Below are 25,656 nucleotides of genomic sequence, written 5' to 3' on the forward strand. Positions count from 1 at the left end.
AGCGGAACGTGCCGCAGTTGCGCTGCGACTACGCGTCCCCGCCGGTCACGTCCTCGACCTGCCACTCGGGCAGGACCAGTAGCTGTTCGTTTGCGGCCAGGTCGTCGGTCGTCCAGAACTCGAGACGGTCGCCGCCGACCACCGCGGTGCCGCCGCCGTACGCGTCGTCCCAGTGGTCGAACACCGCGTCGGGCACCCGGAGCTGTCGGCTGTCGTCGTCGATGGCCGTGCTGGCGAGGAACCGCACGTCGGGGTCGTCCTCCAGCGGGTCGTAGAGCTGGGAAACGACCGCCGCGTCGTCGGCCTCGCGGACGCCCCAGTAGACCTCGCCGCCCGATTTCACCAGTTCCATGTTGACGGCCTGCTGGGGGACCGGGACCTCTCGGGAGTCGCCGCTCACTGACGCGCCGCCGAGTTGCTCGTACTCTGGCATGGGCGGAGGGTCGACGTCCCCGCTGTTAGGTCGTGTGGCCGCGGCCGGTCGACCGACAGACCGATTTGCCCCGCGCCCGAGGATGCGCACATGTCGACCGCCTCGAACGCAGACGCCGGGTCCGACGCCGAATCGAGCGCCGGCGCCGTGTCCGAATCGGACAGCCGCGGGGGATCGAACGGCCAGTCGGAGCCGTCCTCCGCGTCGATGCTCGACCGCCTCGCGACCGCGGGCCGGGTCGTCTGGTGGTCGTTCCTCGGGGTCGTTGTCGTCTTCACGCTGATTCCGGTCGTCGGGCTCTGGCTGGGCGCGGTCCCGTTCGCCGCGCCGCCGGTGCTGCCGTACTTCGCGCTGGTCGGCTTCGCGCTGGTGGGCGCCGCGGCGCTCATCGGGGCCGCGATATACGACGTGTGACGCGGTCGGGTTCCGGTTCGAGGGTCCGAGCGACCCGACGGGGCGTCGAACCCCGTCCGACTGCGGACCGCACTCCGTCCGGGTTTCGAGACTCCCTCACCGACTGCGGACCGTACCCTTTTGGCGATTCGCCGCGCGCTTGTACCCGTGAGCAACACGCCCTTCCCCGACCGGATGTACCCGTGCGCCCGGTGCCGCCGGGACGTGCGCGTCCGGCAGATTCTCTACCACTACCGGTCGATGCACGACGAGACGCTGGTGTCGGTCGAGCGCGACGGGAGCGACGTCTGCGGGCTCTGCGGGATGGACTTGCCGGCCGCCGACGAGAACAACGCCTGGAAGCTCCGGGTCCGGCACTTCCGGGAGTACCACGGCAAGCGGCTGGTGGACACCGACGCGGTGTAGAAAACTGCAGTTAGAGCGGAGTCGACGTCAGTCCTCGGCCGAGGTCACGCCGGGCGACTCGCCCGGCGACTCGGCCGCGGACTCCTTCGGGTCGGCGTCGAACAGCGGGCTCTGCTCGCCCGGCGTGACGGTGTTGAGCACCAGCGCGGTCAGCGCGGTCAGGATGACCGGCTCGCCGAAGAACGTCTCGGCGGCGTCCGGGAGCCCCTGGATCGCGTCCGGCCGGGTGGCGACGCCCAGCCCCAGGCCGAGCGCGACGCCGACGATGACCATGTTCCGGCGGTCGAGGTCGACGTGGAGGAAGATGAGCCGCGCGCCGCTGGCGGCGACCATGCCGGCCATCAGCAGCACCGCGCCGCCGAAGACCGCGCTCGGGATGGTGGTGACCGCCGCGCCGACCTTGGGGCTGAAGCCCAGCAGCGCCAGGATGACGCCCGCGACGCCCACGACGTGGCGGCTCAGCACGCCGGTGAAGTTGACGACGCCCGCGTTCTGCGAGAAGGAGGTGACGGGGAACGCGCCGAACACGCCGCCCAGCGAGCTCAGGAGGCCGTCGGTGAACAGGCCCCCTCGGAACTCGTCGTGGGTCGGGTTGCGGCCCTCCGCGGCGGTGATCGAGGACATGTCCCCGACCGTCTCCATCGCCGAGACCAGGAAGAGGAACGCGAACGTGACGACGGGGACCGGCTCGAACGCGAAGCCGAACGCGCCGGGCCGGGGAACCGCGAACCAGGCCGCGTCGGCGACCGGCGCGAAGTTCACCAGGCCGAGCGCGACCGCGGCGACGTAGCCGACCGCGATGCCGATCAGCGTGCTCAGCAGCCGCGTGATGCCCGAGGTGAAGAGGTTGAGCGCGACCGCGACGCCCAGCACGAGCGCGGCCAGCCCGATGTTGTGGAGCGCGCCGTAGTCGCTCGCGCCGACGCCGCCCGCCGCGTAGTCGACCGCGACCGGGACGAGGTAGAGTCCGATGATGACCACGACCAGCCCGGTGACCAGCGGCGGGAAGAAGGGTTTGATGCGCTCGAACTGCCACCCGATGAGCCCCTCGACGACGAACCCGGCGACGAGTATCGAACCGAAGACGGCCGCGAGGCCGGCGTCCGCGCCGATGCTGGTCGCCGCGCCGACGAAGGTGAAGCTGGTCCCCATCACGATGGGGAGCCGCGCGCCGACCGGCCCGACGGTGTAGGCCTGCACGACGGTCGCCAGCCCGGAGAACAGCAGCACCATCTGGACGATGTAGGCGGTGTCGGACGCGCTCAGCCCGACCGCGCCCGCGACGATGTACGCCACCGCGGTCGCCGGCACGATCATCACCGCGACGTGCTGGAGCCCCAGCAGCAGCGACTTCAGCAGGGGCGGCTTCTCGTCGAGTCCGTATTCGAGCTCGATCTCCCCGTCCGTTTCTGTCATGCTATACGCCGGGTGTGCGAGCCCGGACGAATAATAGTTTCGCGTTCGAGCGTATGTCAGCCCAATATAACACAGAAATATGCGCGTTCATGGATTACAAGCGTCGCCGGGGTCGGTCGATGACCCGATTTGCCGGCGGTTCGCTCGGAATAGTCGGCCGCTCGCCCCCGCGGGAACGCGGCCGCCACGTCGCGCTCTCGACGGTCGGAGTCGCGCAAAAACCGGGTAGTGCGAACCGAACCCCCGCTACGCGGTCAAGTCGACGTTCGTGAACTCGAAGCGGGCGCCGCCGGCCTCGCTCTCGGTCACCGCGCAGTTCCACTCGTACACGTCGGCGAGCCGCCGCACGAACGCCAGCCCGAGTCCGGTCCCCCCGCTATCGGCGGCCGTGGTGAACCCCTCGTCGAAGACCTCGTTCCGGGTCTCGCCGGAGATACCCGTGCCGTCGTCGGCCACGTAGAACCCGTCGGGGAGGTCGCCGACCGTGACCGTGACGTCGCGCCCGCCGTGTTCGACCGCGTTCTCGAGGAGGTTCCGCAACAGGTGGCGGACGTACGTCTCGTCCGCGCGTATCGTCGCGTCGGTCGCCGGTTCGAGCGTCGCCTCGGGCGCGTCCACCTCGGCCCACGCCTCGCCGGCGGTGTCCGCGAGTCCGACCGGGCTACGCCTGTCGACCGCCTCCCGGCCTCGCGTCAGCACCAGCATGACGTCGACGATGTTCTCGATGCGGTCGAACGCCTCGCGCACGTAGTCGACCGACTCGACGTCGGTCTCGGCCGGGAGCTGCTGACTGTATATCTGGCCGACGTTGACGGGGTTGCGCAGCTCGTGGGCCAGCATGCTGGCGAAGTTCTCCAGCCTGTCGTTCTTGTCCTGGAGCTGGGTTTCGCGGTGGTTGCGCTCGAGTTCGTAGCTCACGCACTGGCCCATCAGTTCGAGGAACGTCTGCTCGGCGTCGGTGAACGAAACCCCCCGCGGCGACAGGTCCGTGAAGCAGATGGTGCCGTAGGCCTCGCCGCCGACGGTCAGCTGTACCCCGGCGTAACATTCGAGGTCGAACTGGTGATACAGTGCATCGCCGTCCCAACCGGCGGCCCCGGCGTCGGCCACGCTGACCGGGTCGCCCGTCTCGACGACTCGCCGGCAGTAGTTGTCCGTCATCGGCGGCGTGAGCGACCCCTCGCCGAGTTCGGGGTGCGAGCCGTGCATCTTCACGATCTCGAACGCCTCGTCTCGGTTTCGGGTCAGCATCCCGACGGACAGGTCGAGGTGGTCGCACCCCAGCTCCAGTAACTGCTCGAACTTCTCGTCGGTCGACAGCTCGTTGTCGGCGATTATCTCGTACAGCTCGCGCTGGGACTGCTTGTGTTCCCGCCGCTCGAGTTCGTAGCTCACCCACTGGCCCATCAGCTCGATGAACGTCCGTTCGGCGTCGGAGAACCGCCGGTCGCGGGGCTCGGTGCTCCCGAACCAGAGCGTCCCGTACGGCGTGGACCCGCTCGTGACCTTGGTGCCGAGGTAGCTCGTCAGGCCGAAGTCCCGATGGATCACGTCGTCCTCCCAGTCGGTCTCGCGGACGTCCGACATCCTGACCGGCGCGTCGGCGGTGATGGTCTCCCGGCAGAAACAGCCGTAGCCGGGGTCGGTCCACAGTTCCTCGTCCGGGTCGACGCCGAGGCCGATTCCCATCTCCAGGCGGAACTCGCCGTCCCACGACGGCAGGTGGTTCAGCCCCGCCATCTCGAGGCCGAACTGCTCGCGCCCGAGTTCGAGCAACCGCTCGAGTTTGTCCTCGAACGACACGTCCGGGTCGGACGTGATCTGGTAGCACTCCCGGAGGAACTCCTCGCGCTGACGGCGGTTGAGCTCGTAGCCGACCCACTGGCCCATCAGCTCGATGAACGTCCGTTCGGCGTCGGAGAACTGCCGGTCGCGGGGCTCGGTGCTCCCGAACCAGAGCGTCCCGTACGGCGTTCCCCCGCCGGAGACCGTCGTGCCGAGGTAGCTCGTCACCCCGAGTTCCTCGTAGATCCGGTCGTCCTCCCAGTCGGTCCCGCGGACGTCCGCCACTCCGACCGGCTCGTCCGCCGCGACCGCCTGCCGACAGTACGCCCCGTCACCCGGGTCGGTGATCAGCGGTTCGTCGTCGGAATCCCCGCCGAGGCCGACCCCATTCTCCAGGCGGAACTCGCCGTCCCACGACGGCAGGTGGTGGAGTCCGGCCATGTCGAGGCCGAACCGGTCGCACCCGAGGTCGAGCAGGTGTTCGACCTTCTCCTCGAACGAGCTCTCGGGGTCCGACGTGATCTCGTAGCACTCCCGGAGGAACTCCTCGCGCTTGCGGCGGTTCAGTTCGTAGCCGACCCACTGGCCCATCAGTTCGAGGTACGTCCGGTCCTCCTCGGTGAACGACGCCTCTCGGGACTCGGTGGAGACGAACGCGAACGTCCGGTCCGCACCGCCGTCGACCGGGATGTACGTCCCCAGATACCCCGGGATGCCGAACTCCTCGTAGACCAGAACGTCGTCGAACCCCTCCTCGGCCGGGTCCGACAGGCACGCGGCGTCCTTGATGTCGGCGGCCGCTCGACAGTACGTCTCCGACAGCGGGAGCTCGACGCCGGGCTCGAAGTGGTCGTGGTCGCCGCTGACGTACTCGACTTCCAGCCGGTCGGCGTCGGGGTCGACGCGGTTCAGGGCACCCAGCCCGAGGTCGAACCGATCGCAGCCGAGGTCGAACAGTGCCTGGAGCTTCTCCTCGAACGAGAGGTCCCGACTGGCCGTGATCCGGTTCAGTTCGCGGAGGAACCGCCTGTGTTCGGTCAGGGTCGTCTTCGCCTCGGTTCGCTCCCGGATCGTCCCGAGCATCCGGTCGACCTCGCCGGCCGGGTCGTCGGCGCCGAAGAACTCCGCGGGCGGCGTGTAGTAGAAGTTGTGACACGCCGCCCCGTCGTAGATGAGATGCGGGTGGGTCTCGACGACGTCCCGGATGACCTCCGGCGGGAACCCGGTTCGGTCGAACTGGCAGATGGCGAGGCACTCCTCGTCGGCGAAGAGCTCGTTCACCTTCGCCTCGTACTCCATGAACTGCTCGACCGTGCAGGCGTCGTCCTGCAGCCACGTCGTCTCGGCGACGATGCGGAGCGCCTCGTACTCCTCGGTGGCGGCCGCGACCGTCTCGGCGTAGAACTCGACCATCTCGTCGGGGTCGAACGACCCCTCCCGGAGGTAGGTGTCCTGGACGGTATCGAACGAGAGCGCTCCCGAGTCGAGTGCGGCGTCGACGTCGATGCCCGCGTCGCGGAGCACCGTCCGCACCGCTGGCTCGCTGCTCTCGTCGAGAACGTACATGACGCGTTCGTCGCGTTCGAGGCCGTGTCGCACGAACGGGACGGCGGCGGCGAACCGCTCGTCGTCGGTCTCGTATATCTGTGCGAAGTGGTCGTTGCAGTGATGTTCGTCGAGCGTCTCGACGGGACCGTGGAACTCCGCGCCCGTCTGCAGCGCCTCGAGACCGCTGTCGAGCGTCACCTGCTCGTGTCGCCCGGCGGCCAGAGACGCGTGCTCACTCACGGGATCTCCCTCCTGACAGGTGAAAACGCGACTCTCCGGCACGTGGTTCCTCCCGTCTCATTCTATCGGGACGGAGTAGTCCAACGGGTAAAAAATTACTGCAGGGCCCGGTGATTTCACAACCGTCGCGGAGCGATCAGACGACTGCCGACCCGCGCTAGTGGATTGTCACTTCGTAGTCCTCGACCGAGATATCCACCAGACTCGTCGCCTCGTGGTCGGTCTCGTCGAGCGCCGTCTCGCCGACCTTCCGGATGACGACGACGATGTCGGCGATCTCCGCGCCGATCTCGTCGAGCGCGTCGCAGATCGAGGCCAGCGTCCCGCCGGTCGAGAGCAGGTCGTCGACGACGAGCACGCGGTCGCCCGCCTCGACGTCGTTGATGTACATCTCCGACTCGGAGTAGCCGGTGGTCTGGTGGAGCGCGACCTCGCCGTCGAGGCCGTACTCGCGCTTGCGGATGACCACCAGCGGGACGTCGGTCTGGAGCGACAGCGCGGTCGCGATGTGGATTCCCATCGCCTCGGGCGCGACGATCTTGTCCACGTCGAGGTCCGCCGCGCGGGTGACCCCGACCACGACCTCGCGGAGCAGTGCGGGTTCGAGCATCGGCACGCCGTTGCTGATGGGGTGGACGAGGTACTGGTAGCCGTCCTTGTCGACGATGGGCGCTTCGTGCAGGGAGTCGAGGAGCCGGTCCATGGCGTGTCTTGGGCGCAAGGGTGGCAAAAGCGGTTCGTTCTCCGGGCGACGCGCGGCGGGTCCGCGGGAACAACTCCGCGGCCGAGAACGACGCGGACGGTGGTGGAACTCCATTGGGCGTGGAGGACTACGGACTTGACCCTGTCATTGTGCTACGAGAAGTCGCGGGGAAACGGGTCCCGCTGTCGGCCGCATCGTCGGCCGGAGCGGGCTTTGTTATTGAGTACCACAATCGCCCGTATCGGATAGTACCGGCCGAGCCGGTTCGAGCGCAGGGGTGACATCCGGGAGTAATTCGGCGTTGTCGACGCGCCCGGACGGGTTTCGGTCCCGCGTTCGAGAACACGCCGCCCGCGGAGCGTGCTCTCGCTTGTTCAGGGCTCAACAATCGCCGATGCTCCATCGGTACCGCTCACACGACGTACGACAGCACGGCCAACACCAAGAACGCGATCACCAACCACTTCGCCGCGTCCATCGACAGTCCCGCCACGCCGCCCGCGCCGAGCGCCGCCGCGACGATCGCTAGCACGAAGAACGCGATTCCAGTTCGAGTATGGGCATAGTCGGTCCTGGGTGCCCGGCTGCGAGACGGGTGGTGCTTGACGGGTCCGGGCGGGAAGGGCTGCCGTAGATTCCGGAAGTAGTGGGCCTCGGCACTCGAACCAGTAACTATTACCGACTTACGAAACTATTTACAAAAGGCCTTGTCCATTCCTAAATCGATCGATTACGAGCGGATTTCTACGGAGAAGCACCCTTATGTAGTGGCATTCCTATCGACTGAAGTCAGCCACCCTCACCACGAAAAATCACTCGCAGACAGAAATCCAGAGCTGATAATAGAACCAATAGCAGTATAAATAACGATACATTCTATGTATCTGATATGGTTGGCCGATTGTCTACCGGGCAAAAGATAGCGTACTTTCTCTATTTCGCGGTACTCCCTACAACGACATTGTTAGTGCTAACAGGCCTGCCCAGTATTGTCGAAGTAGCAATCCTCCTCGCGAGTGCTATTGGCGGTTTGGCTGGGTATGTCTGGGCACGTCATAAGGGGAGCTCTTCTATGGCCTCAATAGCAGTAGGATTATTGGGCGTACTATTTGCTAGCTTTGCTGCAATATCGTACACGAGAAGCCCTTCAGGGAATGTTTTCAATATTTACTCGCCATATTATTCAGCAATTGTTGCTTGGGCAGTTCCGACAATCATGTGGCAAGAGGCAGAATGGCTAACTCAAGCTCAAGTAGAACAGCAATCGCACAGCAGTGAAGAAGATGAGATATCGAACATATTGATTGAATCAGTCGGTCTTCTAGTTGCTTTGTATTATACGCATGTATTCGTCGTCCTGAATCTAGTCTCCAATGGCGAACAGTTGGGTTTCAGAATTTTTCTCGGGTTGTTTGTTCCGTGGGTTGTATACAGATGGTTCACAAGTTAGTCTGCTATCTTCCTTCTGATGCGCCCTATGTTGTGGAATGCGCCACGGCTGCGCGCAATCATCTACGCTTCCCAATAGAAGCACACTCATTTGCTCGCTTTTTAGACGAACACGCACTCGAACCAGTAACTATCACCGACTTACAAAACTATTTATAGAAAAATCCGATTCACGCCTAAACCGATAGAGGGCACAGGGATAACTACGGAGATGCGCCCTATGTGTCGGAATCCTCACTTGATTCTCTCCCACATTTATTTGGATTCTATTTCAATTGGCTTCTATGGCTACTGCCGAAACGTTGCTTCTCAGTGGAGGTGTGAGTCTTACTGTCAGCTTTCTCGTATCTGAATATCAAGTTAGGAGACAATCCACGAAAGACGAAAAGCAAGAGGCGGACCAATGGTATCGAGAGTTGAACGAAGAACTGAGCCGACTCAAACACTATTGCCAAAAGCAACTGACCTCCTCTGATATTGGTTTCAAACAGGTAGCGGAAGAACACGAAGCAGTCTCAGACGAACTCGCCAGAATTGCAGGCCGGGCTCCAAGCGGAGTCAGCATCGCGGCAGTCAGAGAAGTAGAGTCTCTTTCTGGCAAATTATACTCTCAGGCAGAAAACATCGAGGCATTCGATGCGGATAATCCCAGTGATGCACGAGAATTTATGGAAGAAGCAGTCTCTGAGTTTAACTCCCATGTCGGAGACACAGTAGACGGAAGCGAATTCTCGTTTATAGAGGAAATGGATGATTGGGAAACGGGGCGACATCTGTTTTCGAAAATGCTACTGAAGCTCACTCAGAAGGAGATAGACTCCCATAGGTCCCGACTGAGTGAATTTAGGCAAGAATAGGTTTCGGGGCATCGACTTGGTGCTGTTCGAGTACTTCAATGACTTCTACTATGCGTGAAAACTCTCGTCACAATTTCGGCAAGTAGCCCACTGCCCTGCCTTCACCTTCTGTTTCTCACCGCACTCAGGGCACTCACGCCATACTGAGCGATTTCGATGGGACATACTCTTGCTAACACAGCCTTGGTGTAAATCTCTGCCTGTAATCCGAATGCCGAATCTTCGAGACCACCTTCACTCTGGCTGATGCCCCTAATAGTTGTTCACAATGATTTGATATGTGCCGACCAAGGGATAGAATCAACGTGAGAACTTATCTCGATTTCTGCCTCCCAGAGCGGTTCCGTCTCTTTGTCTCCGTCCTTAAAATCATAGCTGTAGCACAGTTCGATGACTTCACGGGAGTAGTCTTCGGCAATCTGTTCAGGTATTTCCAGATTCGGCTGAGAGAATTTGAAAACCACATTCTCTTCGCCCGGATGTAGGTAGTCCCCCCGACCTGTATATCCATTATACTCATCCCCATATCGCTTCGCCCGTCTACGTCCGATTATCCTTCCATCGTCTCTGATTCGGATAACGCCTTTAATATCCTCTGCAGGGGCATCCCCTATATTGGAAAGCTTGAAATCAAGATCTCCATCGGGATAGATATGAGAATCTTCACAAGTGAGATAGGGGCGTTTTCCTGCTGGCCCTATTCTCTTATCGTCCCAACTATCGGTGATTGTCTTGTATACCTCTTCTGCGGCGGATTCTACGTCTTGAGGACCGTCCACAACGACTGCTCTAAGGTCGGATAGCGGCGCACTAAATTCTCGAACTGCTTCAGCCTCGACATCTAACCAGACTGGAATAATAACATCGTCTTCTTCATAGACATTCCTGCTCGTGAACCCACGAAGTTCTCTTTTCGTCCACTCTTTGTCAAAGAATGAGTCAGAGAGAACAACAACGCCCTTGCTAGACTTTGAGATTCCACTATCGATTGACTGTTGTAAGCTACTTCCAGGGACTATCTCCCAATCATCAAGCCAAATCTGGAGTCCCCTTTGATGAAGGGATTCAGCTAGAGGTTTCACGAAATCAGCTTTGTTCTCACTAGAATGGCAGATGAAAGCATCGTATTCGGGATTCTCGTTCGCCATCTCTACTACATCCTGTTTTCTGACAAATAATAAATACCCAGAACTGGCGTCTCTTAACGAGATAGGAATGGACTTTGAACCAGCTGGTAGAGTCCTCAAGAGTTACTTTGCCTTCTACGATACTATCACAATATGAGCGAGTACGTTGGTGTCGACTGGGCATCTAAGGGCTGGTTCGCTATCCATCTGTCTGAAACAAGTGAATCTGGAATGGGCTTCTATCCCTCGATTTTCAATCTTTGGCACCACCATAAGGATGCGGAGCGAATACTCATTGATATCCCTGTTGGGCTGTCTTCAAACAGGAAGCGAAAGTGCGATATCGAAGCCAAGGAAGTTCTCGGCACAGTAAGAGGTAATAGCGTGTTTTATACTCCCACACGCAAGGGCGTCGGAGCACAGAATATCAAGGAGGCAAAACAAGCCCAAGAAAATCTGGACTTCAGCGTACAGAATCAAGCATGGGCTATCGTTCCTCGAATCCAAGAAGTAGACGAGTTCTTAGAGATGTTCAGAGAAGAGATAGGCAACACAGATATCAGGGAAACTCATCCCGAGATTTGCTTTTGGGCTCTCAACGATGGAGAACCCATGACGTACGGGAAGAAGACAGAGGAAGGAATTGAAGAGCGACTCGGCTTACTCTCGAACCATCTTACTGATGCCCGTGGTCTCTATGAGGATGCTGTGGAGACGTTCACAGAGCCCGAGTGGGCTCCAGTAATCGGGAAAAGTGGACGGGATGATATTTTGGATGCGATGGTCGCAGCACTCACCGCCAGGGAGTGCGGAGAGAATCCATCTCGGCTTCCGAAAAAGTCCGACCCGGGATACGATGATGTCCGGGGACGAGAGATGGAGATGGTGTTTTGGCCTGATATCGACTAGCTTGGGAGACTCCGTTCTCGTGCGCTTTTGGGACACTCTCGTACCTGTTCGAGGTCATGCTGGTCCTCGATATTCCCGGCTAAGGTGAGTAATTCTCTTCCTCGTAGTTCAAGCCATGTCGTCCCGAGGTGACTCCGCTCCGCCTCAGTTGCAGGTATCCAATAACAGTCCCCGATGAATTCTTTGCTCCCCTTAGACGTGAACGCGAATGCTGTCGCCTCTTCCGGTATTGAGGTCAACGCCTCCTGAGCAGCAATTAGATACTTGGTCCCCAATGCGACGAAGACCAAGTCGTAACCTTCGGCAAATATTTGCCTGAGGTCTTGAGGGATATTCTTTTCCCGACTGACGGCGGCTACCAACTCGTTGTTGGTCATTTCCTCTATGTCTAGTCCGAATCTCTCCGCTCGTTCCCGAACCTGCTCGATTTCGTTAAACGTGCATTCGTAGGAGGGAATGTCTGTACCGGACGAGAGCACCCCCAAACCGGCGGAGATGATACGCCAATCGACATCGGCGAACTTTGAAAGCCGCTCTACGGCAGACTGGATGTGTCCGTGTTCTCTCCCTGTGTACATCTCAGCCGCCGAAGCGACAGATTCGGAGAACTCCTCATTCAATGCTTCCCTCGACTTCTCGTCAACCCGTCTACAGTCAGCTACCGCGTCATATTGCTTACTTCCGGAGCAAGGTGACACGACAAGGATATCCATGATTTCAGTTGCTACCGGGTGAATTGTACATCCTACGGTTTCTTGAAGATTCACCAGAACATTCAGCTACATATGGACTTTCGCGCTCTCCCTGATTTCCCGCGATTCAATCTCGGGGTGAGTCTGTTTATTGGGCTACTGTCATCCGGTCTCTTGTTAATTCTTCCTGCCGACTCCCTCTCATCGTTGTTCCAAGTATTAGCACTCGCACAGGCATCCCTGTTAGCGATTATCGTCTCTGTCGGCCTATTGAGTGTTCAAATCGCTGCTAACCAGTTCACTCCCCTAATTGGACGACGCTTCGAAGAAGACGAATTCCTCACGAGTACGATTCTACGTTTCGGAGCCTCAATCGCTCTTGCTCTGATTGCTATGCTTCTCATCCCTGAATTGTACCCACTCACGGGACGACTCCCATTATTCGGACTTGTTCTGCTCATCGCTGCTGGAGCCGGTGGTGCGACGTTCAGTTTCCTTTCGGTTATTGAGGTCAAGGATGACATGCTCAATTATCTGAACCCTGAATCGCTACTCGATGATTTGCTTGAGGACGTGTCTTTTGAAGCGTATCGGCGTTTTTCCGAAGAATTGCAAGAGAACGGTCCCACCGCCCGGAGCCCTGTATTAGAGATTTTCCAGATTGGTCAACGGGCATTCGAGGATAACGATAATCACACGGCGATATATACGATCCACACGTTGAACAAGGCTAGCCAGAAGATATTGACCGAATATGGTGAACTCAGCGAAGAGGAACGTCTAGAGGTTAGCTTTCATCAGCGGGACCTATTCGACTACTGGAAGCGGCTCATCGACTCTGCCGTCGAGAAAGGGACTGACAAAACGCTTTATCAGATTGTACTCAGTCAAAAGGAGATAGCAACAGTAGCCGCAGAAAATCGATTGTCAAGGGTGGGCGGTGAAGCAGCGAAAACACTCCAGTACCTTTGTGAGCAAGCGTATCAGCGAGATCGACTGGAGAAAGGCTACTACGCACGATTCAAGCATATCCTCGAAGCCAGCATCAAACACGACGTTCCAGGGATTGCCAACTCGACGGTTATCTACATGAAATCGTTTGCCTTCACCATCACTCGGGATTTTGAGCCCGAGGGCGAACACCGAAGTTGGGAGGAAAACATCGTTGACAACCTATTTGCGTACCTTCGAGACACTTGGTCGAAGGTGTTTGAGGAAAAGAGCGGCCAGATTAAGGATGGAGAGTATCGCGACCTTCACGACAGATTTGAGAAATCTGTCGGTCATTATGTTTCTACCTGCTGGGCGTTCGACCGTCCATATCCCTCGAATTTAGAATCAGACTTGACCTCCGTAGCAATCTCGGCAGCAGAAAATGACGAACAGTGGGCCGTCTCGCGCATTACTCGAATGCTCATTGAGCTGTGGGTTATCACCGAGCGCCGAGATAGTCGACGAATTAACGGCTTGGCGAGGATAATCGATTCTGGAGGTCGTAAAGGTGTTGAGGATGCATTCGACCATATTCTGTCCTACGAGCACGTAGATCCGGATGATATGGGAGAACCGGTAGTTATTGGGGAAGATGACTGGGAAGAGAAAATGGAACAGCAGAGTTCGAAAATGTATGACAACGTCGTCGAGGGCATTGGTCGGCTGAATTCAGTACCGGACTTCAGAGAGCACGTAGTTGGGCTTAGAGAACAGATGGAAACCCGCTATAACGACTATTTCGCTGATTCAGATACGTAGAGGCAACCGAAGCGAGATACCAGACTAACCTCTTTGTATCATCATCCGAGTATCTACACCTATTCAATATGGAACGTCAACACGATATCGACCGATTGTACCAGTTACTCCAAAAGGTTGAGGAGACAGTCGGCAGGAAACAGAAGCTCAAGAACTGCACCGGCTACATGGACTGGCCAGACCGTGGCGTCTACATATTCTTCGCTCCGGACGAATACCGAGAATCGCGCGACCAACGTCGGATTACTCGTATCGGAACTCACGCTGTTTCTGAGGGAAGCAGTACAACGCTCTGGAACCGACTCAGAACGCACCGGGGAGCACAACGCGGAACCTACGAAGGCGGCGGGAACCACCGAGGCTCTGTCTTCCGGAAACGGGTTGGCGAGGCATTTGTCGAACGCGACGACAGACATGATGAGTATCCGTATTGGGGCGAGGGATCGAGTGCAAAGCGCGAACGTCGACTCGATGAACTTGAGATGGAGCAGCGAGTAAGCGACTATCTCCGGGACCTGCCGTTCCTCTGGCTGAACGTCGACGACGAACCAAGCGCCGAGAGCCAACGGGCCTATATCGAACGAAATTCGATTGCACTCCTCAGCAACTACCAGCGAGAGGCTGTTGATGCTCGCTCAGACGATTGGCTCGGACAACATAGCCAGAGCAAGAAAATCAACGAATCCGGGCTGTGGAATGTGGACCACGTGGATGAAGACTACGACCCCAAATTCCTTGAGCAACTCCAAGACCAGATAGAGGAAACTTCGCCCATCTGAGAACGGACTGCCATCGTAGTGACAGGACACAATTATAACGTAATGTCTGTACAGCAATAGTATGGCTATCTATGTCGACGACCCTCTCAATGCGAGTGACGAAGACTGGGACATAAGTAAGTTCCACAGTGATAGCGAATACTTCGTCAAGCGGCCACCCTACCAGCGAAAAAGTGTCTGGGACACGCAGAAACAGAAGGAACTAATCGATAGCTTTGTTCGCCAACTCTACGTCCCGCCCGTCGTCATCCGCCAAGTTGTTCTCGACGGCAACGATCTCCGTTTAGAAGTGGTCGACGGCCAACAGCGAATCACCGCGATTCAAGAATTCTTCGAGGACGAATTCGCACTCCCCGATAGCGCGGAACTCCGCGAACTCAACCCGGAGCATGAGATTGCTGGGAAACGATACTCCGAACTTAGCGAGGATGTCCAGGAGTATATCGACTCTCAGTGTTCGCTCAAGGTCATCAAGCTGCGCGGAATCGATGACCCCGATGATAAGCGCCACCAAGAGTTAGCGACCAAGGTCTTCTGGCGGCTCCAGCAGGGAGAACACCTAACCAACATTGAGAAGAATCACAGCAAGACCTACAGCCCCGTTCGGAACTTCATCGTCCAAACCGCCGACGACATCAGTTTTGACCGAGAGAACTACGAGAGTCGTGACGACAATCCGAATCGCCACGAGTTCTTCACGCTCCTCGCTCGGAACAACGATCGACTCCAGCAACTCTCACTTCTCGCTCGCTTCATCCTGATTGAGATTGATGAAGGCCCGACGAAGGTAACCGGGAAAGAGGTCACCAAACTATTCGACTGTAAGCGTGAGGGATTCACCGTTCACGAGGACCTAGAGGAATTCAAGCAACGCGACGAGATTCAGCGCGTTCAGCGGATGCTCGACCTCCTTACGGAACTCTATCGCGATACCGACCTCAAGAACTCGAACGGAGAGATAGAGTTTCTGAACAAGGAGTACTTCATCCTCAGCCTGTACTCGCTTATCCGCGAGTTGGAGTTTGAAGACTACAACTTTGGGCGAGACAACTACGACGAAGTCCGGAATTTCACCGAAGAGTGGTTCAAGCGGTTCGAAATCGAGGATACAGACGACAGCGAAATGCTCCAATTCAAGGAAGCCCGCCAGCAGAACCGGGGAGCGGTCAACAAGCGACACTACATCCTCGAAAACGCGTTCTGGGAGACGGAGCCCGATATTCAAGAGACCGACAGTCAACGGGCATTCTCCCGAGCGCAGCGAATTAAGCTCTTCATCGAGAGTGATCGCATCTGCGAGATGTGCTTAGAGGAAGGGAAAACCGAAGAGGAGGCGAAAGTTTCGTGGAGCAATTGGGACGCTGACCACATCGAGGAGCATTCACAGGGCGGCCAGACTGTTCTCGAAAACGCACGGGTACTTTGCCCTCATCACAATCGGAGCCGATAGCGTCCAGCAGTATCATTAATATCCTGACAACCATCCGATTAGATGGCGATTTTCGATGACTGATGCACCATTAGCACCGCGCCGACCGATGGACGACAACAAAGGATTAGGCGAGGGAATGACCAGTGTCGACATCTACTGCCACCGCCAGCACAAAGGCCAATGGCAACAAGAAGCCGACAAACAAGGCCTAAGCCTGAGTCGCTATCTGGTTGAACTCATTCAAGAAGCTCGTTGGCAACGTCTTAACGACAATTGAGAGAGTAGTACAGCGATTCGGCGTTTCAAACTGATAGAGATGCTTCTCGCCCCGTAGCGGTTGGAGGAGTGAGGGCCGCGTTCTTCAGTCGGATGCTGATGTACGTGATGAGCGCTAGGATAACCGGAAGCGCCACGCCGGTCGTTGCAAAGACGGTGCTGAGAAGTCCGGAAATGGTGATTTCCTTGCTCATTTGTCGAAGGATATTGAGGACGGTACTCTCCAAACCGCCGTTATGGCCCCCATCAGGACTTGAACCTGCAATACCAGGATTCCCGTCTATTGTCCCCGACGCACCGTGCTTAGCCAAACATTCGTTTTGTCCAAAATAAATCTGTCCCACTTCACAACAAAATGTCTGAGCGGGATTATGCGAGATGATTCTTCGGTACATAGACCGGACTTCTACCGGTAATATCAATAATCTAACAGCCGAAGGATTATTTGGCGATTCTCGTATGACAGAAGCATCTCTAGCCAGCTCTGACGACGAACAGAGCTACCAAACGCTCCACGAAAACAAGACCAGAGCCGAGCTCTTTCCTGCCAAACAACACAAAGAAGAATGGTGGGAGGAGGCCGAACACGAGGGGGCCAGCCTGAGCGGCTACCTCTATGAACTCATTCAAGAAGCCCGGATGTATCGAGATAGCGGCGCTCCGTTCATCCAGACACAGGACCAGACAGTCAAGCAACTCCAAAACAAAATCGACGACCTCCAAGACCAACTCGAAGACGCCAGACAAGCTAGCGGTGGTCGAACCCACCTCAGTATCGATGACCTCGTCACCCGAATACTGGACCAACAGTACCAATCACTAGACGAACTCACCGAACAAATCTCAGCCAGCGACGATGTTACCCAACACCTCCAACGACAAATCGAGAATCGGCTGTACACCTTAGCCGAAAACGAACGTGTTGAATTCCAACGTGGGCACGGCTGGCGGCTCAAGGAGGGGAACTAAGATGCCTGCCGAACCCGGTTCCTCGAAAATCTACGAGAACAAGCACGACGGGGTCAACTATTTCCTTAGTCGGAAGGAGGCATCCGGCCGTAGCACGCGAACACTCAACTCGTACAGCCGCGTCCTCCGCGAGTTCTTCCACGACCAATTCCCCGATCTCGAACCCGGCGACGTCGAGATTCGCCACGTCGAAGACTACCTAATGGCGCTCACGAAACGGGATGTCTCCCAGAACTCGAAGAAGAAGTACCTCGAAGTCCTCTCCAGTTTCTACAACTACACGCTGAAACGCCCACAGTTCGAGGATATCACCAGCAATCCCGCTGCGGTCGTGATGGAGGAGATTCCGCGAATCCGTCCCGATCGACCGGACTGCGCGACGTGGGAGAATGCCTGTAAACTGATCGACGCCATCCCCGATCCACGAGACAAGACCGTCGCCATCATCCTCGCCAAGACCGGAGCGCGTCTGCTGGAAGCTCTCTCGATCGAAACCGAAGACGTCGATCTCGAAAAAGGATTTGTCCGTCTCCGAGAGCGGAAAGGCGGCAAACAGACCGTCGTCCCGATCGACGACGAGACAATATACGCTATCAAACGCTACCAGTTCGTCAACGCAAATTCGGACTCTCCGTACCTGTTCACGAGTAGTCGAGGTGGTCGGCTCTCGAAAGAGCGAATTCGACGGGAAGTGAAAGCCGCCGCCGACCGTGCCGGCGTCGCCTCCAAAGAAGAACGACGGTTCGAGAAGAAATTCACACCTCACACGTTCCGGACAGTATTCACGACACTAATGCGGAAGCAGGGGATGAAGCCGTACATTCTGAAGTACATTCGTGGGGACGCCAAGACCGAGACGATGGATATCTACACTCGCGTCGATCGGGAGGAGGCGAAAGAGGAGTATCTGGACTGCATCAAGGAAATCGGACTCTAGTGAGGATGGACATATGCTCGAAGTCATTATCTACAAAAATCCATGGGAAGACCCCGAAGAGGTAGCCCGAGTGACGATTGAGGGAGAAGTAAAAGGCGAGACGCCGACGGCAGAATCCCTTCGAGACCGCATGCAGGACGAACGCGATCCAATCATTAGCGAGTACACGGATGGACGGGAGCTGCTTCGATATGTGACCGCTTCGTACTCGAACGGGTACGTGATGGCTGGCTACGATAGCGAAGAGTCTCGACGAGTCGTCGAAGACCTAAACGACGGAGCATATCGAGACTGGGTCAGAGATTCCGGGCTCGACACCCAACTCTGAATCCCTCAGACTGTACGCTGGTGGTAGCCTCTCAACTACTCACGCATTTCTGAGCGAATCGAATAGATTGGCTCTCGGTTGTCCTCAAACGGCTCACTACTCCCGATGAGTAACACTCATCTTCTGTTGGCACGAACCTGGAGTACCAAAATTACTGGCTCAGTTGAAATCCCCAATAAGAGATATGTTCTGCCCCGTTGCGGTCAGTACAGAGAATCTATTTAACAGGTGGCTACCAGGATAGTGGATAGCCGGATCGCCCGAGCATAACCTCAGCAAGTAGCCGGCACCCCTGACGAAGGTCTTGATCACGGGCCTTTATTTTCGTGTCCGTGGGTTGTTCACCGACAAATCGGCGTTTCTCGGAAACTGTAACTGTCCGATTGTTCGGAAGGACTGCTAGCCAAGTAACGGGGACGTGATACTCATATTTGTGACTGTCATTCGGGTAAATCCTTGTATCGCCTTCAGTTGGAACCCCGTCGTATGGTGCGCGAGCGATGCCGAACGCTTTGAATCCTCCTGAATAATTCACCTCCCCCTTGCTAACATAAGAGAAAATTCCATCACCTGGATTGATGTTTTTCAGCTTCTTTTCGAATTTCTCGGATCCATATGTTACGACTTTCCCTGCTTGGTAGATCTCCGTACCGTCGTCATCGAGATGTTGCGCATTTGTATTGATGATGTGGAAATCCATCTCAGACTCGTCTTTAACCAGTCTATCGATCTGTACGCCCATCGGCCCTTCTCCCTCTTTGAGGTCCATCTTGGTTTTTGGACTGACAGTGGTCGTTATTCGTTCTCGTTCCTGTTTTTCGTCTTTGCGGGTTGAATTTTCGTCTTTGGACATCGGTGATCTTGATGCCTCTCTCATGAGTATGTAGGTCTACCAAATAAGTCTTGGGCGGATATAATACGTATGATGATATCCCAAGCTGTAGTGAACCATGGGACTTCCATAACCGATACGCAGTCTTTAGCGACCAGCTGTTTCAGACGATAATGTGTCTGAAGAATAGGGTTTCAACAAAGTCCAATTACTCTATCAGTCGATGGGTGTCTGCTGATGTGCGTCATTGCTTCAGAGACCGTTTTGTTGTTCTGGATAATGGCTACTGTTCGATTGTTGATGGGCACGTTCTCTATCCTCTCAGCTAGGACCTCCACGCTGTTACAGACCAAGAGAGTCTGAATCAGTCCTCTACTCGGGAGTCTTATGATGGAACAGGGCGAGTATTTGATACGGTGATTTAACGTGGGATTGCTCTTTTTGGGACTCAACGAGGATCGAGACGACTGGGACATCCTCGGGAAGGTTGTTGATGGAGAGATAGTTGAGGACCCAACCGGCGAGCTTGAGGAGACAGTACAAGGGGCGTACGATTTGGATGATGAAGACCACTTGAGGCGAGCGTTCAATAACCACTACATCAACGCTGTCCCGCTGGCAGGGGATGAGGAATAGACCGATGCGGATTCTCTTTCAGATGTACCACGACGGCGAGCTACATGACCTCGGAATCATCGAAGACGGCGACGTAATCAAGAACATCGAGGAGGGGTTTGAGAACTGGATTCTCTGGGAGCTAAGCCAGCCGACAACTCCCGACATAGATGACCCTGATGGGATTTTGAGAGCGTATGAGGGACCGCACCTGATCGCGAAGCTCGTCGACGAATGACTATACCTGATATAGTATATATAGGGGAATCAACGGAGGCCCAAGCTCTGGGAACGTCACCTTGTGTGTTCTCCGCATCTGTAAGGAGATATACACTGTGTATAGCATCTACAGGGTAGAATTATTATCGTATCTTGGTCAATCAGAGAATAGATGTCTAGAAGCAATGGTGGAGGTATTCTATTTGAGACATTCGCTACTGTCCTTAGAGCCTTCCAAGAGTTAGATGGTAAAGCTAGAACAATAGAGATTGTTGAATCGGAACACACGAACCGAGAAAAACGTCAAGTCCTCAATGTGCTTCAAGAACTCCAGCGAATGGGTTATACTCGATACGAGCAGCGTGGAATGTATAAATATTGGATAGCGGATTTGCATGAACTCGACTCGTTCTATACTAGAGAGAAAGAATATCTAGATGAGCTATTAAAGAATGAAGAATGGACCGAGCAAAAGAGAGAATATCTGCTACAGAAGTCTCACAACAGTACCAGTCCTGAATCAGAATAACTAAAATTAGAGAGACATGATGTCTGAGTCCCCTATCCCTATACTATTATAATATAATATATTTGCATTTCGTCACCCTATCGTGGTATCCCGATTTTCGAGGATACAAGGAACCACCATTTGGAGAAGAGGCCGTTCCAAATCGAGTTAGCAGCGTTGTCGCGCAAGAACTACAGCAATTAATTCATTCCCTTTCTGTATGTTTATAATTATATTCGAGTGCTTGTAACCCTTGGAATAGAGAAAATCCCATTCCAAGGGTTACAAACTGACTTCCAAACGTTTGGGCTTCAAATACGGCATAACACTTATACTATTGTGTATCTGACGAGTGGTGCTATGAATTCCATAGTAATTCGATGGGATCGGACGCATCATATGAACTCTGTTGCCGATCGGAGAGCTGAATAATGCATCAGTCACCATGGGATCGCCATCTCATTCGCAGATGGATCCAAATGCAGACTGATGACGACCATCGGTATGGCGAAAATGTCGTCACCGACGATTCAGTAGAAGATGAAGACGCGAAAGCAGTTGAGCAATTCGAAGCAAAATACCAAGACTATCAGGAACGGGACGCGCCCAAGGAGTTGAGCAACGTCACAACGACCGACATCAACACGGGCGAAGAACTCCCGTACTTTACCTGGGTCCCGTACAAAGGCCCGCAAGGCGGTCGAGGCTGGGAAAACACTCGAACCGGAGAAATCCGCTACGAGCTCAGAAAGCCGGGACCACGAGAGCCCAGCAGCTCGGAGAGATTACAGAAGACAATTTGAGCAGAAGCGGATGGCGACAACACCAGGTGCGTATTTCTGCGCTGTACAGGCGATTTTATTCTCGAATGATAGAGACTTCCTGAAATCGAAAGAACGCATTCTCTAGTCCACTCACGGTATGCTCGTCGTAATCATAGACCTCCTCCCGCTGATTAGAGACTAGATTGATAGAATTTCAACGCAGACGAGCTATCCCGATGTTGCTTTCTCCGAACCGCTTTGACTAGAGATCGATATGACACCATCATCTTGTTCAATCACTCCGTTTTCGATGAATCTCTCAACACGGTCCTTTGCAACACCCAATTCGAGACCGGTCGCATGATGAATATGCAAGACGAGGTGGTTGAAATGGAGGTCATCGGTACGCGCTCTTTCGGATGCTCGGTGAATGAGCTGTGGACCATCGATAGAAATCGTATCTTCTCCCCACGGGAGCTTAGTAACTCCGTCTCGCTCAATATCCTTAGCGAACGTTAGCCACTCTGGGTCTTCCTGATTGTCAATGTGGTTGACACCCTCATAATATATTCCTGGGACACCTGAGAGAATATTGTCTTTCAGTGACCCTCTCACGATGTATATTGCTGCAAGAGGTGGGATTTCTTCTTTGTCAACGATACGATCGACAAGATTCAAATTGATATGCGGTCCCCTCCAATTCTCCTCCCCCGGAAGAACCTCTCGCCACCAGTATTCTCGGCAGGGAGCAATCATTAGAATGCCCCCCAGATCGACTGCGATACTGTAGTCGTGATATCTGTCACAGTAGTCTTGATGTGATTCCAATCGTCTGTAGTGCAGTTAGTTGGTTTCATAGTGTGTCTCCTGTGAGCAATACTCAGAGAATTCTCTACCCGTTGTCCTCTCTAGCGTGTCTGCTATCGTATCTCTGAGTAGCTCGCTTTCTTGCGGTTGCGAGTCGTTTTGCGACCCATCATACTCTATGATAGCATGTATAATAAGTATTATGTCGTAATGGAATACATTGCGATATTTGTCTAAAATAGCAAATTCAGTAGGTTAATTAGAAGCGACATAATAGAATAGAGTATGGATAGTAGCTCAGAGCGAGAACGCGGCATCCTCAGCACCAAAGACCGCAACTACCTCCGGGATGGTGCTGGAATCGCGCCAAAAAGCTCAGCCGAACGAGTCACCCGATCCCGAATCCGAAAGCGACTCTACAGTGCCTACTTAGATTTCAAGCTCCTCAACAACGAGTTAGAGGAACGCGACCGGAAGACCGTTTTTGGGGATTTACCTGATGACCGAGACCTACATCGAGGAATCACGGCTGCGCTCGAATTTACATATCTCGCTCTGAAAGAACAGAACCTCGATTTCAAAGACTACCTAGAGGAAGCGATCGCAAACGCGGAGGAGAAGCTAGCCCAGAAGGAATCCGAAAATCGCGTCGAGGTAGACGTAGAACTCAATGTCGAAACAAGACTTGTTCTCGATGGAGCGCGGGACATCAGCGAGTACAGCGATGAAGAAATAGGTGAGCTACTGATGAATGGCGAGATTGATGGTGAACTTGCAGCCCACCTCCTGCAAGAGCGACATAGCGACGGCGAGGAAAGAGATATCGCATAATCGCCGCTGAGCAAGTAGGTTAGTACCTCTGGCAAGAACTTGCCGTAGGTCTTCACCAGCCGTCTTCTCACGCAGTCCTCGCAGCATTCGATAGAGATGATTTAGTTAGGTAGAAACGAAACCTCAGCACTGAGTACGGGGACTCCCGTACAGTCTTCGACCATCGAAGCGTGAATCAGTCTTCAGAACTCCCCTCCTCATAGCCAGCCTCGTATTCCTCTTGTAGCGTTTCCGACGTCTGCTTTGAGATTTTGATGATGCCCTTGTTGAATCGACGGATAGCGATGTAGATGTACAGTAGGAGGAGATACGGCCAGAGAAATAGTCCGACGACAGCGTAGATAGCGAGTTTGAGAAATCGGTACTCTATCGGGCCGATGTGGATATCCCCTATCTGGATGTCGCGCGATTCGTCTTGCTGGTCGCTGTCTGAATCAGTCATTGTAATATCCGGTCAACGCCGTCGCTGCTAGAACTAGCAGCGCCAGTAGGACCTATTCAGAAAGACGGCAAGAATGAATATCAAATTACTTACTTTATTTTGTGACGGCCTTCTCAGGACCTCCTCAGTAAACAGTGACGTATAAACCACGTTTATGCAAGTAGAAATCTACAGATTAGACCTATCAGAGAATTATGTAAAATCATCTAGCGAAGAATCTCCACTGGACAGATCGTCTACTACTTCCTGGAATTTTCGTTCAAGCGCCTTGCTGCTATTCACGTAATATTTCCGTCGATCAAGCTTTTCCATATGCCCATCAACGTCCTTTTGCTCAAAGAGGTCGAGAATGTCCTCGGCTTTGCGTTTTAGCTCCTCTTGCTCACCGGAGCTTATCTGTTCCCAGCTATCAAACGCACTTTCGAGCAGGTCTTCAACCCCAATATCCACTTCTCGATTTCTCCCTTTTGCTGCGAGATGTGTTAATTCTTGGGCTAGAAAGACTGCAATTCTTGCTCGGCTATCTTCAGCTGAGAAGGGATGGTACACGTTAGGAGGTCGCATTGCTGGAAGCCTCCCTTTTGAGATATTCTGATTCAGATTGTCATCATCAAAGTCGTTTAAACGACGGTAACGGTCTCCTTCGATGACTATCGCAGGAGAGTCAGTTCCATTAGCGTTGATTGAATCTTCTGTTTCCGTATCCCCAACAAACAGAACTTCATTCGATAATTGGTTCACATCTAGATTTTCGATACTAGTACGGAGGTCTGATGAACCAATGTCTGAGAGGTCCCGAAACACTTCATCTGGAATTGCCTCGCCTGAACAGTCCGCAACTAGCACATTCTGGGCAAAGTTAGAACCGAATAACAGGTCGGGTATAACTTCGTTATCCTTTGAATTAACAAGTAGCGGACGAACAGACTGTAAATCATACCCAGCACTCTGCAAGAATGACGGCCAGTGGGGCATACTCTTGGTGAACCCAATACAGATATTGACAAATCGAGTTCGTTTAGATAAGTTGCTCACTATCTTCCCCCTCCAAAGTGGATTTTGAATCGTAGTAATGCTGGATATTCGTATATAGCCTGAGAACGACATTCCCGCAGCTTCCTTTGGGTAAGTAGATACGCATCCAGTCAGGACAGACCTCAAAATCAATCTTATCCCCGGTATGCATATCAACTCCGGCAATTGTATAGTAGTCTTCTTCCATTTCGTCCACAACGCCCCAGAGACGGAAGGGATTTGTAGAGGAGAACAACTCATCAACGAACTCTCTAAGATTTTCTATCCGGCGGTTGAAATCAATCAAGAGCGGATGGCCATCAATGTGAGTTCCACTTCCCCTCTGCTCAGTATACATACTGTACTCGTTTTCAACTTTGTCCAATATGTTATAGTACTTATCCATCACGTCGCGGACTTGGCTAAAGTGACCTTCAACTGATTCCCCTCTCGCAGTAAATTTCGACTGGTATGTAATGTCGCTCAACAGAACGCGCTCTCCATACTCTTTTTTAATCCCGACGTTAGAAAGAGAAGTAGACCCACTAATATTCTCGTTCGTTCTTAGCGTATCCAAAACTTCATCGGCACTATTCCCCCACAAACGCATAGAGAGACCCTCAACTCCACCTTTATTATCCATTATGTCGTGGAATTCATCTTCGAATTTAACAGAGAATGCCCGGAAAGTCGCCTCTGGTTGCTTACCCACATCCTCAAGGAACCCATTCGAGAGCCAAGGGTAGTCTAATTCCGTAAATCGGGGGAAGATTATCCGTTTGATTATCTTGTCACTTACTGTCGCCTTCGCAATCGTATGGATAGACCAGAATCGGTCGTTCAGTTTATCGATGAAAAAGTAAACTCGCCCGTCGTCAGTTTGGGCGCTTGCACGTACAAATCCTCTCTCTTGAGTATCTGAAATGTACAATTGCTGGTCTCCAAGAGAGACTTGTCCCTCAGTAAATGCGTCTCTGTTCGATTCAATCAAATATGACTTCAAATACGTCTGTCCATCGTCCAGCTCCTGATTTTCAGCAATAGAATCGTATGATTCGACCATCCGCTCTCGGAGTACTTCTTTTAATTCCCGTCTGGTATCGATGTACTCGAAAGCGGGCACGATAAAGTAGACTTCTTGGCACTGTCTCTTAAAACTTCATACGTAGATTT

Annotated in this window: 30 protein-coding genes; 17 read left to right on the forward strand and 13 right to left on the reverse strand. The window is 54.5% G+C overall.

Translation table 11 applies throughout. The annotated features are described in order from the left end of the window. Nucleotides 1-28: 28 nt before the first annotated feature. Nucleotides 29-433, reverse strand: a complete 405-nt coding sequence (locus tag DVR07_RS10725) for a hypothetical protein (RefSeq protein ID WP_115797172.1) — start codon at nucleotides 431-433, stop codon at nucleotides 29-31. A gap of 90 nt (nucleotides 434-523) precedes the next feature. Here DVR07_RS10725 and DVR07_RS10730 point away from each other — a divergent pair, with 90 nt between their 5' ends. Both DVR07_RS10730 and DVR07_RS10735 read left to right on the forward strand, forming a co-directional pair. Further along, a complete protein-coding gene (locus DVR07_RS10730; RefSeq protein ID WP_115797173.1) occupies nucleotides 524-847 on the forward strand; it encodes a hypothetical protein in 324 nt (107 codons plus the stop codon). 147 nt (nucleotides 848-994) lie between these two features. Continuing rightward, a complete protein-coding gene (locus tag DVR07_RS10735; protein ID WP_115797175.1) occupies nucleotides 995-1,252 on the forward strand; it encodes a hypothetical protein in 258 nt (85 codons plus the stop codon). A 27-nt stretch (nucleotides 1,253-1,279) separates the two neighbouring features. Here DVR07_RS10735 and DVR07_RS10740 read toward each other — a convergent pair whose 3' ends face one another. From DVR07_RS10740 to DVR07_RS10755, 4 genes are all read right to left on the reverse strand, one after another. Further along, nucleotides 1,280-2,668, reverse strand: a complete 1,389-nt coding sequence (locus DVR07_RS10740) for a uracil-xanthine permease family protein (RefSeq protein ID WP_115797177.1) — start codon at nucleotides 2,666-2,668, stop codon at nucleotides 1,280-1,282. A gap of 246 nt (nucleotides 2,669-2,914) precedes the next feature. Next, nucleotides 2,915-6,241: an MEDS domain-containing protein gene (locus tag DVR07_RS10745; protein ID WP_162829509.1), complete on the reverse strand. Its 3,327-nt coding sequence runs from the start codon at nucleotides 6,239-6,241 to the stop codon at nucleotides 2,915-2,917. A 157-nt stretch (nucleotides 6,242-6,398) separates the two neighbouring features. Beyond that, the gene (gene hpt / locus DVR07_RS10750; RefSeq protein ID WP_115797181.1) at nucleotides 6,399-6,944 is read right to left on the reverse strand and encodes a hypoxanthine/guanine phosphoribosyltransferase; all 546 of its coding nucleotides are present in this window, start codon (nucleotides 6,942-6,944) and stop codon (nucleotides 6,399-6,401) included. Nucleotides 6,945-7,356: 412 nt separating this feature from the next. Next, complete coding sequence (locus tag DVR07_RS10755; RefSeq protein WP_240318874.1) at nucleotides 7,357-7,476, reverse strand: DUF1328 family protein; 120 nt, start codon at nucleotides 7,474-7,476, stop codon at nucleotides 7,357-7,359. A 540-nt stretch (nucleotides 7,477-8,016) separates the two neighbouring features. Here DVR07_RS10755 and DVR07_RS21505 point away from each other — a divergent pair. After that, nucleotides 8,017-8,394 carry a hypothetical protein gene (locus DVR07_RS21505; RefSeq protein WP_162829510.1) on the forward strand — a complete coding sequence of 126 codons (378 nt, stop codon included), beginning with the start codon at nucleotides 8,017-8,019 and terminating at the stop codon, nucleotides 8,392-8,394. Between the two features lie 283 nt (nucleotides 8,395-8,677). After that, on the forward strand, nucleotides 8,678-9,250 hold the full coding sequence (locus DVR07_RS21510; protein WP_162829511.1) for a hypothetical protein: 573 nt from the start codon (nucleotides 8,678-8,680) through the stop codon (nucleotides 9,248-9,250). Between the two features lie 263 nt (nucleotides 9,251-9,513). On the opposite strand, the gene DVR07_RS10760 is transcribed toward DVR07_RS21510, so the two are convergent. Then, nucleotides 9,514-10,398 (reverse strand): toll/interleukin-1 receptor domain-containing protein, encoded by an 885-nt coding sequence (locus tag DVR07_RS10760; protein ID WP_115797185.1) that lies wholly within the window; start codon nucleotides 10,396-10,398, stop codon nucleotides 9,514-9,516. Nucleotides 10,399-10,530: 132 nt separating this feature from the next. Between DVR07_RS10760 and DVR07_RS10765 the strand changes: the two genes are divergently transcribed. Further along, entirely contained in the window at nucleotides 10,531-11,286 is a 756-nt protein-coding gene (locus DVR07_RS10765; RefSeq protein ID WP_115797188.1) for a DUF429 domain-containing protein, read from the forward strand. On the opposite strand, the gene DVR07_RS10770 is transcribed toward DVR07_RS10765, so the two are convergent. Beyond that, nucleotides 11,283-11,999 (reverse strand): hypothetical protein, encoded by a 717-nt coding sequence (locus tag DVR07_RS10770; RefSeq protein WP_205254524.1) that lies wholly within the window; start codon nucleotides 11,997-11,999, stop codon nucleotides 11,283-11,285. The two genes, DVR07_RS10765 and DVR07_RS10770, sit on opposite strands and share 4 nt — an antisense overlap. 72 nt (nucleotides 12,000-12,071) lie before the next feature. Between DVR07_RS10770 and DVR07_RS10775 the strand changes: the two genes are divergently transcribed. The 4 genes from DVR07_RS10775 to DVR07_RS21515 all read left to right on the forward strand — a co-directional run bounded on the left by DVR07_RS10775 (nucleotide 12,072) and on the right by DVR07_RS21515 (nucleotide 16,218). Further along, nucleotides 12,072-13,730 (forward strand): hypothetical protein, encoded by a 1,659-nt coding sequence (locus tag DVR07_RS10775; RefSeq protein ID WP_162829512.1) that lies wholly within the window; start codon nucleotides 12,072-12,074, stop codon nucleotides 13,728-13,730. Between the two features lie 68 nt (nucleotides 13,731-13,798). Continuing rightward, on the forward strand, nucleotides 13,799-14,509 hold the full coding sequence (locus DVR07_RS10780) for a hypothetical protein (protein WP_115797194.1): 711 nt from the start codon (nucleotides 13,799-13,801) through the stop codon (nucleotides 14,507-14,509). Between the two features lie 61 nt (nucleotides 14,510-14,570). Continuing rightward, nucleotides 14,571-15,959: a GmrSD restriction endonuclease domain-containing protein gene (locus DVR07_RS10785; protein WP_115797196.1), complete on the forward strand. Its 1,389-nt coding sequence runs from the start codon at nucleotides 14,571-14,573 to the stop codon at nucleotides 15,957-15,959. An 88-nt stretch (nucleotides 15,960-16,047) separates the two neighbouring features. Further along, on the forward strand, nucleotides 16,048-16,218 hold the full coding sequence (locus DVR07_RS21515; RefSeq protein WP_162829513.1) for a hypothetical protein: 171 nt from the start codon (nucleotides 16,048-16,050) through the stop codon (nucleotides 16,216-16,218). Nucleotides 16,219-16,243: 25 nt separating this feature from the next. Here the strand turns inward: DVR07_RS21515 and DVR07_RS21520 are convergent, their stop codons facing one another. Beyond that, nucleotides 16,244-16,411 carry a hypothetical protein gene (locus DVR07_RS21520; RefSeq protein WP_162829514.1) on the reverse strand — a complete coding sequence of 56 codons (168 nt, stop codon included), beginning with the start codon at nucleotides 16,409-16,411 and terminating at the stop codon, nucleotides 16,244-16,246. A 265-nt stretch (nucleotides 16,412-16,676) separates the two neighbouring features. Between DVR07_RS21520 and DVR07_RS10790 the strand changes: the two genes are divergently transcribed. From DVR07_RS10790 to DVR07_RS10800, 3 genes are read left to right on the forward strand one after another with little or no spacing between them, the layout of a single operon-like run. After that, nucleotides 16,677-17,186 carry a hypothetical protein gene (locus tag DVR07_RS10790; protein WP_115797197.1) on the forward strand — a complete coding sequence of 170 codons (510 nt, stop codon included), beginning with the start codon at nucleotides 16,677-16,679 and terminating at the stop codon, nucleotides 17,184-17,186. Between the two features lies 1 nt (nucleotide 17,187). After that, entirely contained in the window at nucleotides 17,188-18,123 is a 936-nt protein-coding gene (gene xerA / locus DVR07_RS10795; protein ID WP_115797199.1) for a site-specific tyrosine recombinase/integron integrase, read from the forward strand. A gap of 13 nt (nucleotides 18,124-18,136) precedes the next feature. Beyond that, complete coding sequence (locus tag DVR07_RS10800) at nucleotides 18,137-18,451, forward strand: hypothetical protein (protein WP_115797201.1); 315 nt, start codon at nucleotides 18,137-18,139, stop codon at nucleotides 18,449-18,451. A gap of 232 nt (nucleotides 18,452-18,683) precedes the next feature. Here the strand turns inward: DVR07_RS10800 and DVR07_RS21525 are convergent, their stop codons facing one another. Then, a complete protein-coding gene (locus DVR07_RS21525) occupies nucleotides 18,684-19,220 on the reverse strand; it encodes a hypothetical protein (RefSeq protein ID WP_162829515.1) in 537 nt (178 codons plus the stop codon). A gap of 504 nt (nucleotides 19,221-19,724) precedes the next feature. Between DVR07_RS21525 and DVR07_RS10810 the strand changes: the two genes are divergently transcribed. From DVR07_RS10810 to DVR07_RS21535, 4 genes are all read left to right on the forward strand, one after another. Continuing rightward, nucleotides 19,725-19,919: a hypothetical protein gene (locus DVR07_RS10810; protein ID WP_205254525.1), complete on the forward strand. Its 195-nt coding sequence runs from the start codon at nucleotides 19,725-19,727 to the stop codon at nucleotides 19,917-19,919. Beyond that, on the forward strand, nucleotides 19,909-20,136 hold the full coding sequence (locus DVR07_RS10815) for a hypothetical protein (RefSeq protein ID WP_205254526.1): 228 nt from the start codon (nucleotides 19,909-19,911) through the stop codon (nucleotides 20,134-20,136). Before DVR07_RS10810 ends, DVR07_RS10815 begins: the two co-directional genes overlap by 11 nt. 153 nt (nucleotides 20,137-20,289) lie before the next feature. Beyond that, nucleotides 20,290-20,646: a hypothetical protein gene (locus DVR07_RS21530; RefSeq protein WP_162829516.1), complete on the forward strand. Its 357-nt coding sequence runs from the start codon at nucleotides 20,290-20,292 to the stop codon at nucleotides 20,644-20,646. Between the two features lie 458 nt (nucleotides 20,647-21,104). Further along, a complete protein-coding gene (locus tag DVR07_RS21535) occupies nucleotides 21,105-21,428 on the forward strand; it encodes a hypothetical protein (RefSeq protein WP_162829517.1) in 324 nt (107 codons plus the stop codon). Between the two features lie 189 nt (nucleotides 21,429-21,617). Here DVR07_RS21535 and DVR07_RS21540 read toward each other — a convergent pair whose 3' ends face one another. Further along, complete coding sequence (locus tag DVR07_RS21540; protein ID WP_162829518.1) at nucleotides 21,618-22,145, reverse strand: hypothetical protein; 528 nt, start codon at nucleotides 22,143-22,145, stop codon at nucleotides 21,618-21,620. A gap of 336 nt (nucleotides 22,146-22,481) precedes the next feature. Between DVR07_RS21540 and DVR07_RS21545 the strand changes: the two genes are divergently transcribed. Beyond that, complete coding sequence (locus DVR07_RS21545) at nucleotides 22,482-23,027, forward strand: hypothetical protein (RefSeq protein ID WP_162829519.1); 546 nt, start codon at nucleotides 22,482-22,484, stop codon at nucleotides 23,025-23,027. Between the two features lie 175 nt (nucleotides 23,028-23,202). Here DVR07_RS21545 and DVR07_RS10820 read toward each other — a convergent pair whose 3' ends face one another. From DVR07_RS10820 to DVR07_RS21555, 3 genes are all read right to left on the reverse strand, one after another. Next, on the reverse strand, nucleotides 23,203-23,469 hold the full coding sequence (locus DVR07_RS10820) for a hypothetical protein (RefSeq protein WP_115797209.1): 267 nt from the start codon (nucleotides 23,467-23,469) through the stop codon (nucleotides 23,203-23,205). A 192-nt stretch (nucleotides 23,470-23,661) separates the two neighbouring features. Next, nucleotides 23,662-24,444: a hypothetical protein gene (locus DVR07_RS21550; protein ID WP_162829520.1), complete on the reverse strand. Its 783-nt coding sequence runs from the start codon at nucleotides 24,442-24,444 to the stop codon at nucleotides 23,662-23,664. 43 nt (nucleotides 24,445-24,487) lie between these two features. Continuing rightward, nucleotides 24,488-25,606, reverse strand: a complete 1,119-nt coding sequence (locus DVR07_RS21555) for a hypothetical protein (protein WP_162829521.1) — start codon at nucleotides 25,604-25,606, stop codon at nucleotides 24,488-24,490. Between the last annotated feature and the right edge of the window lie 50 nt (nucleotides 25,607-25,656).

The sequence above is a fragment of the Halorussus rarus genome (assembly GCF_003369835.1).
Taxonomy (GTDB): Archaea; Halobacteriota; Halobacteria; order Halobacteriales; family Haladaptataceae; genus Halorussus; species Halorussus rarus.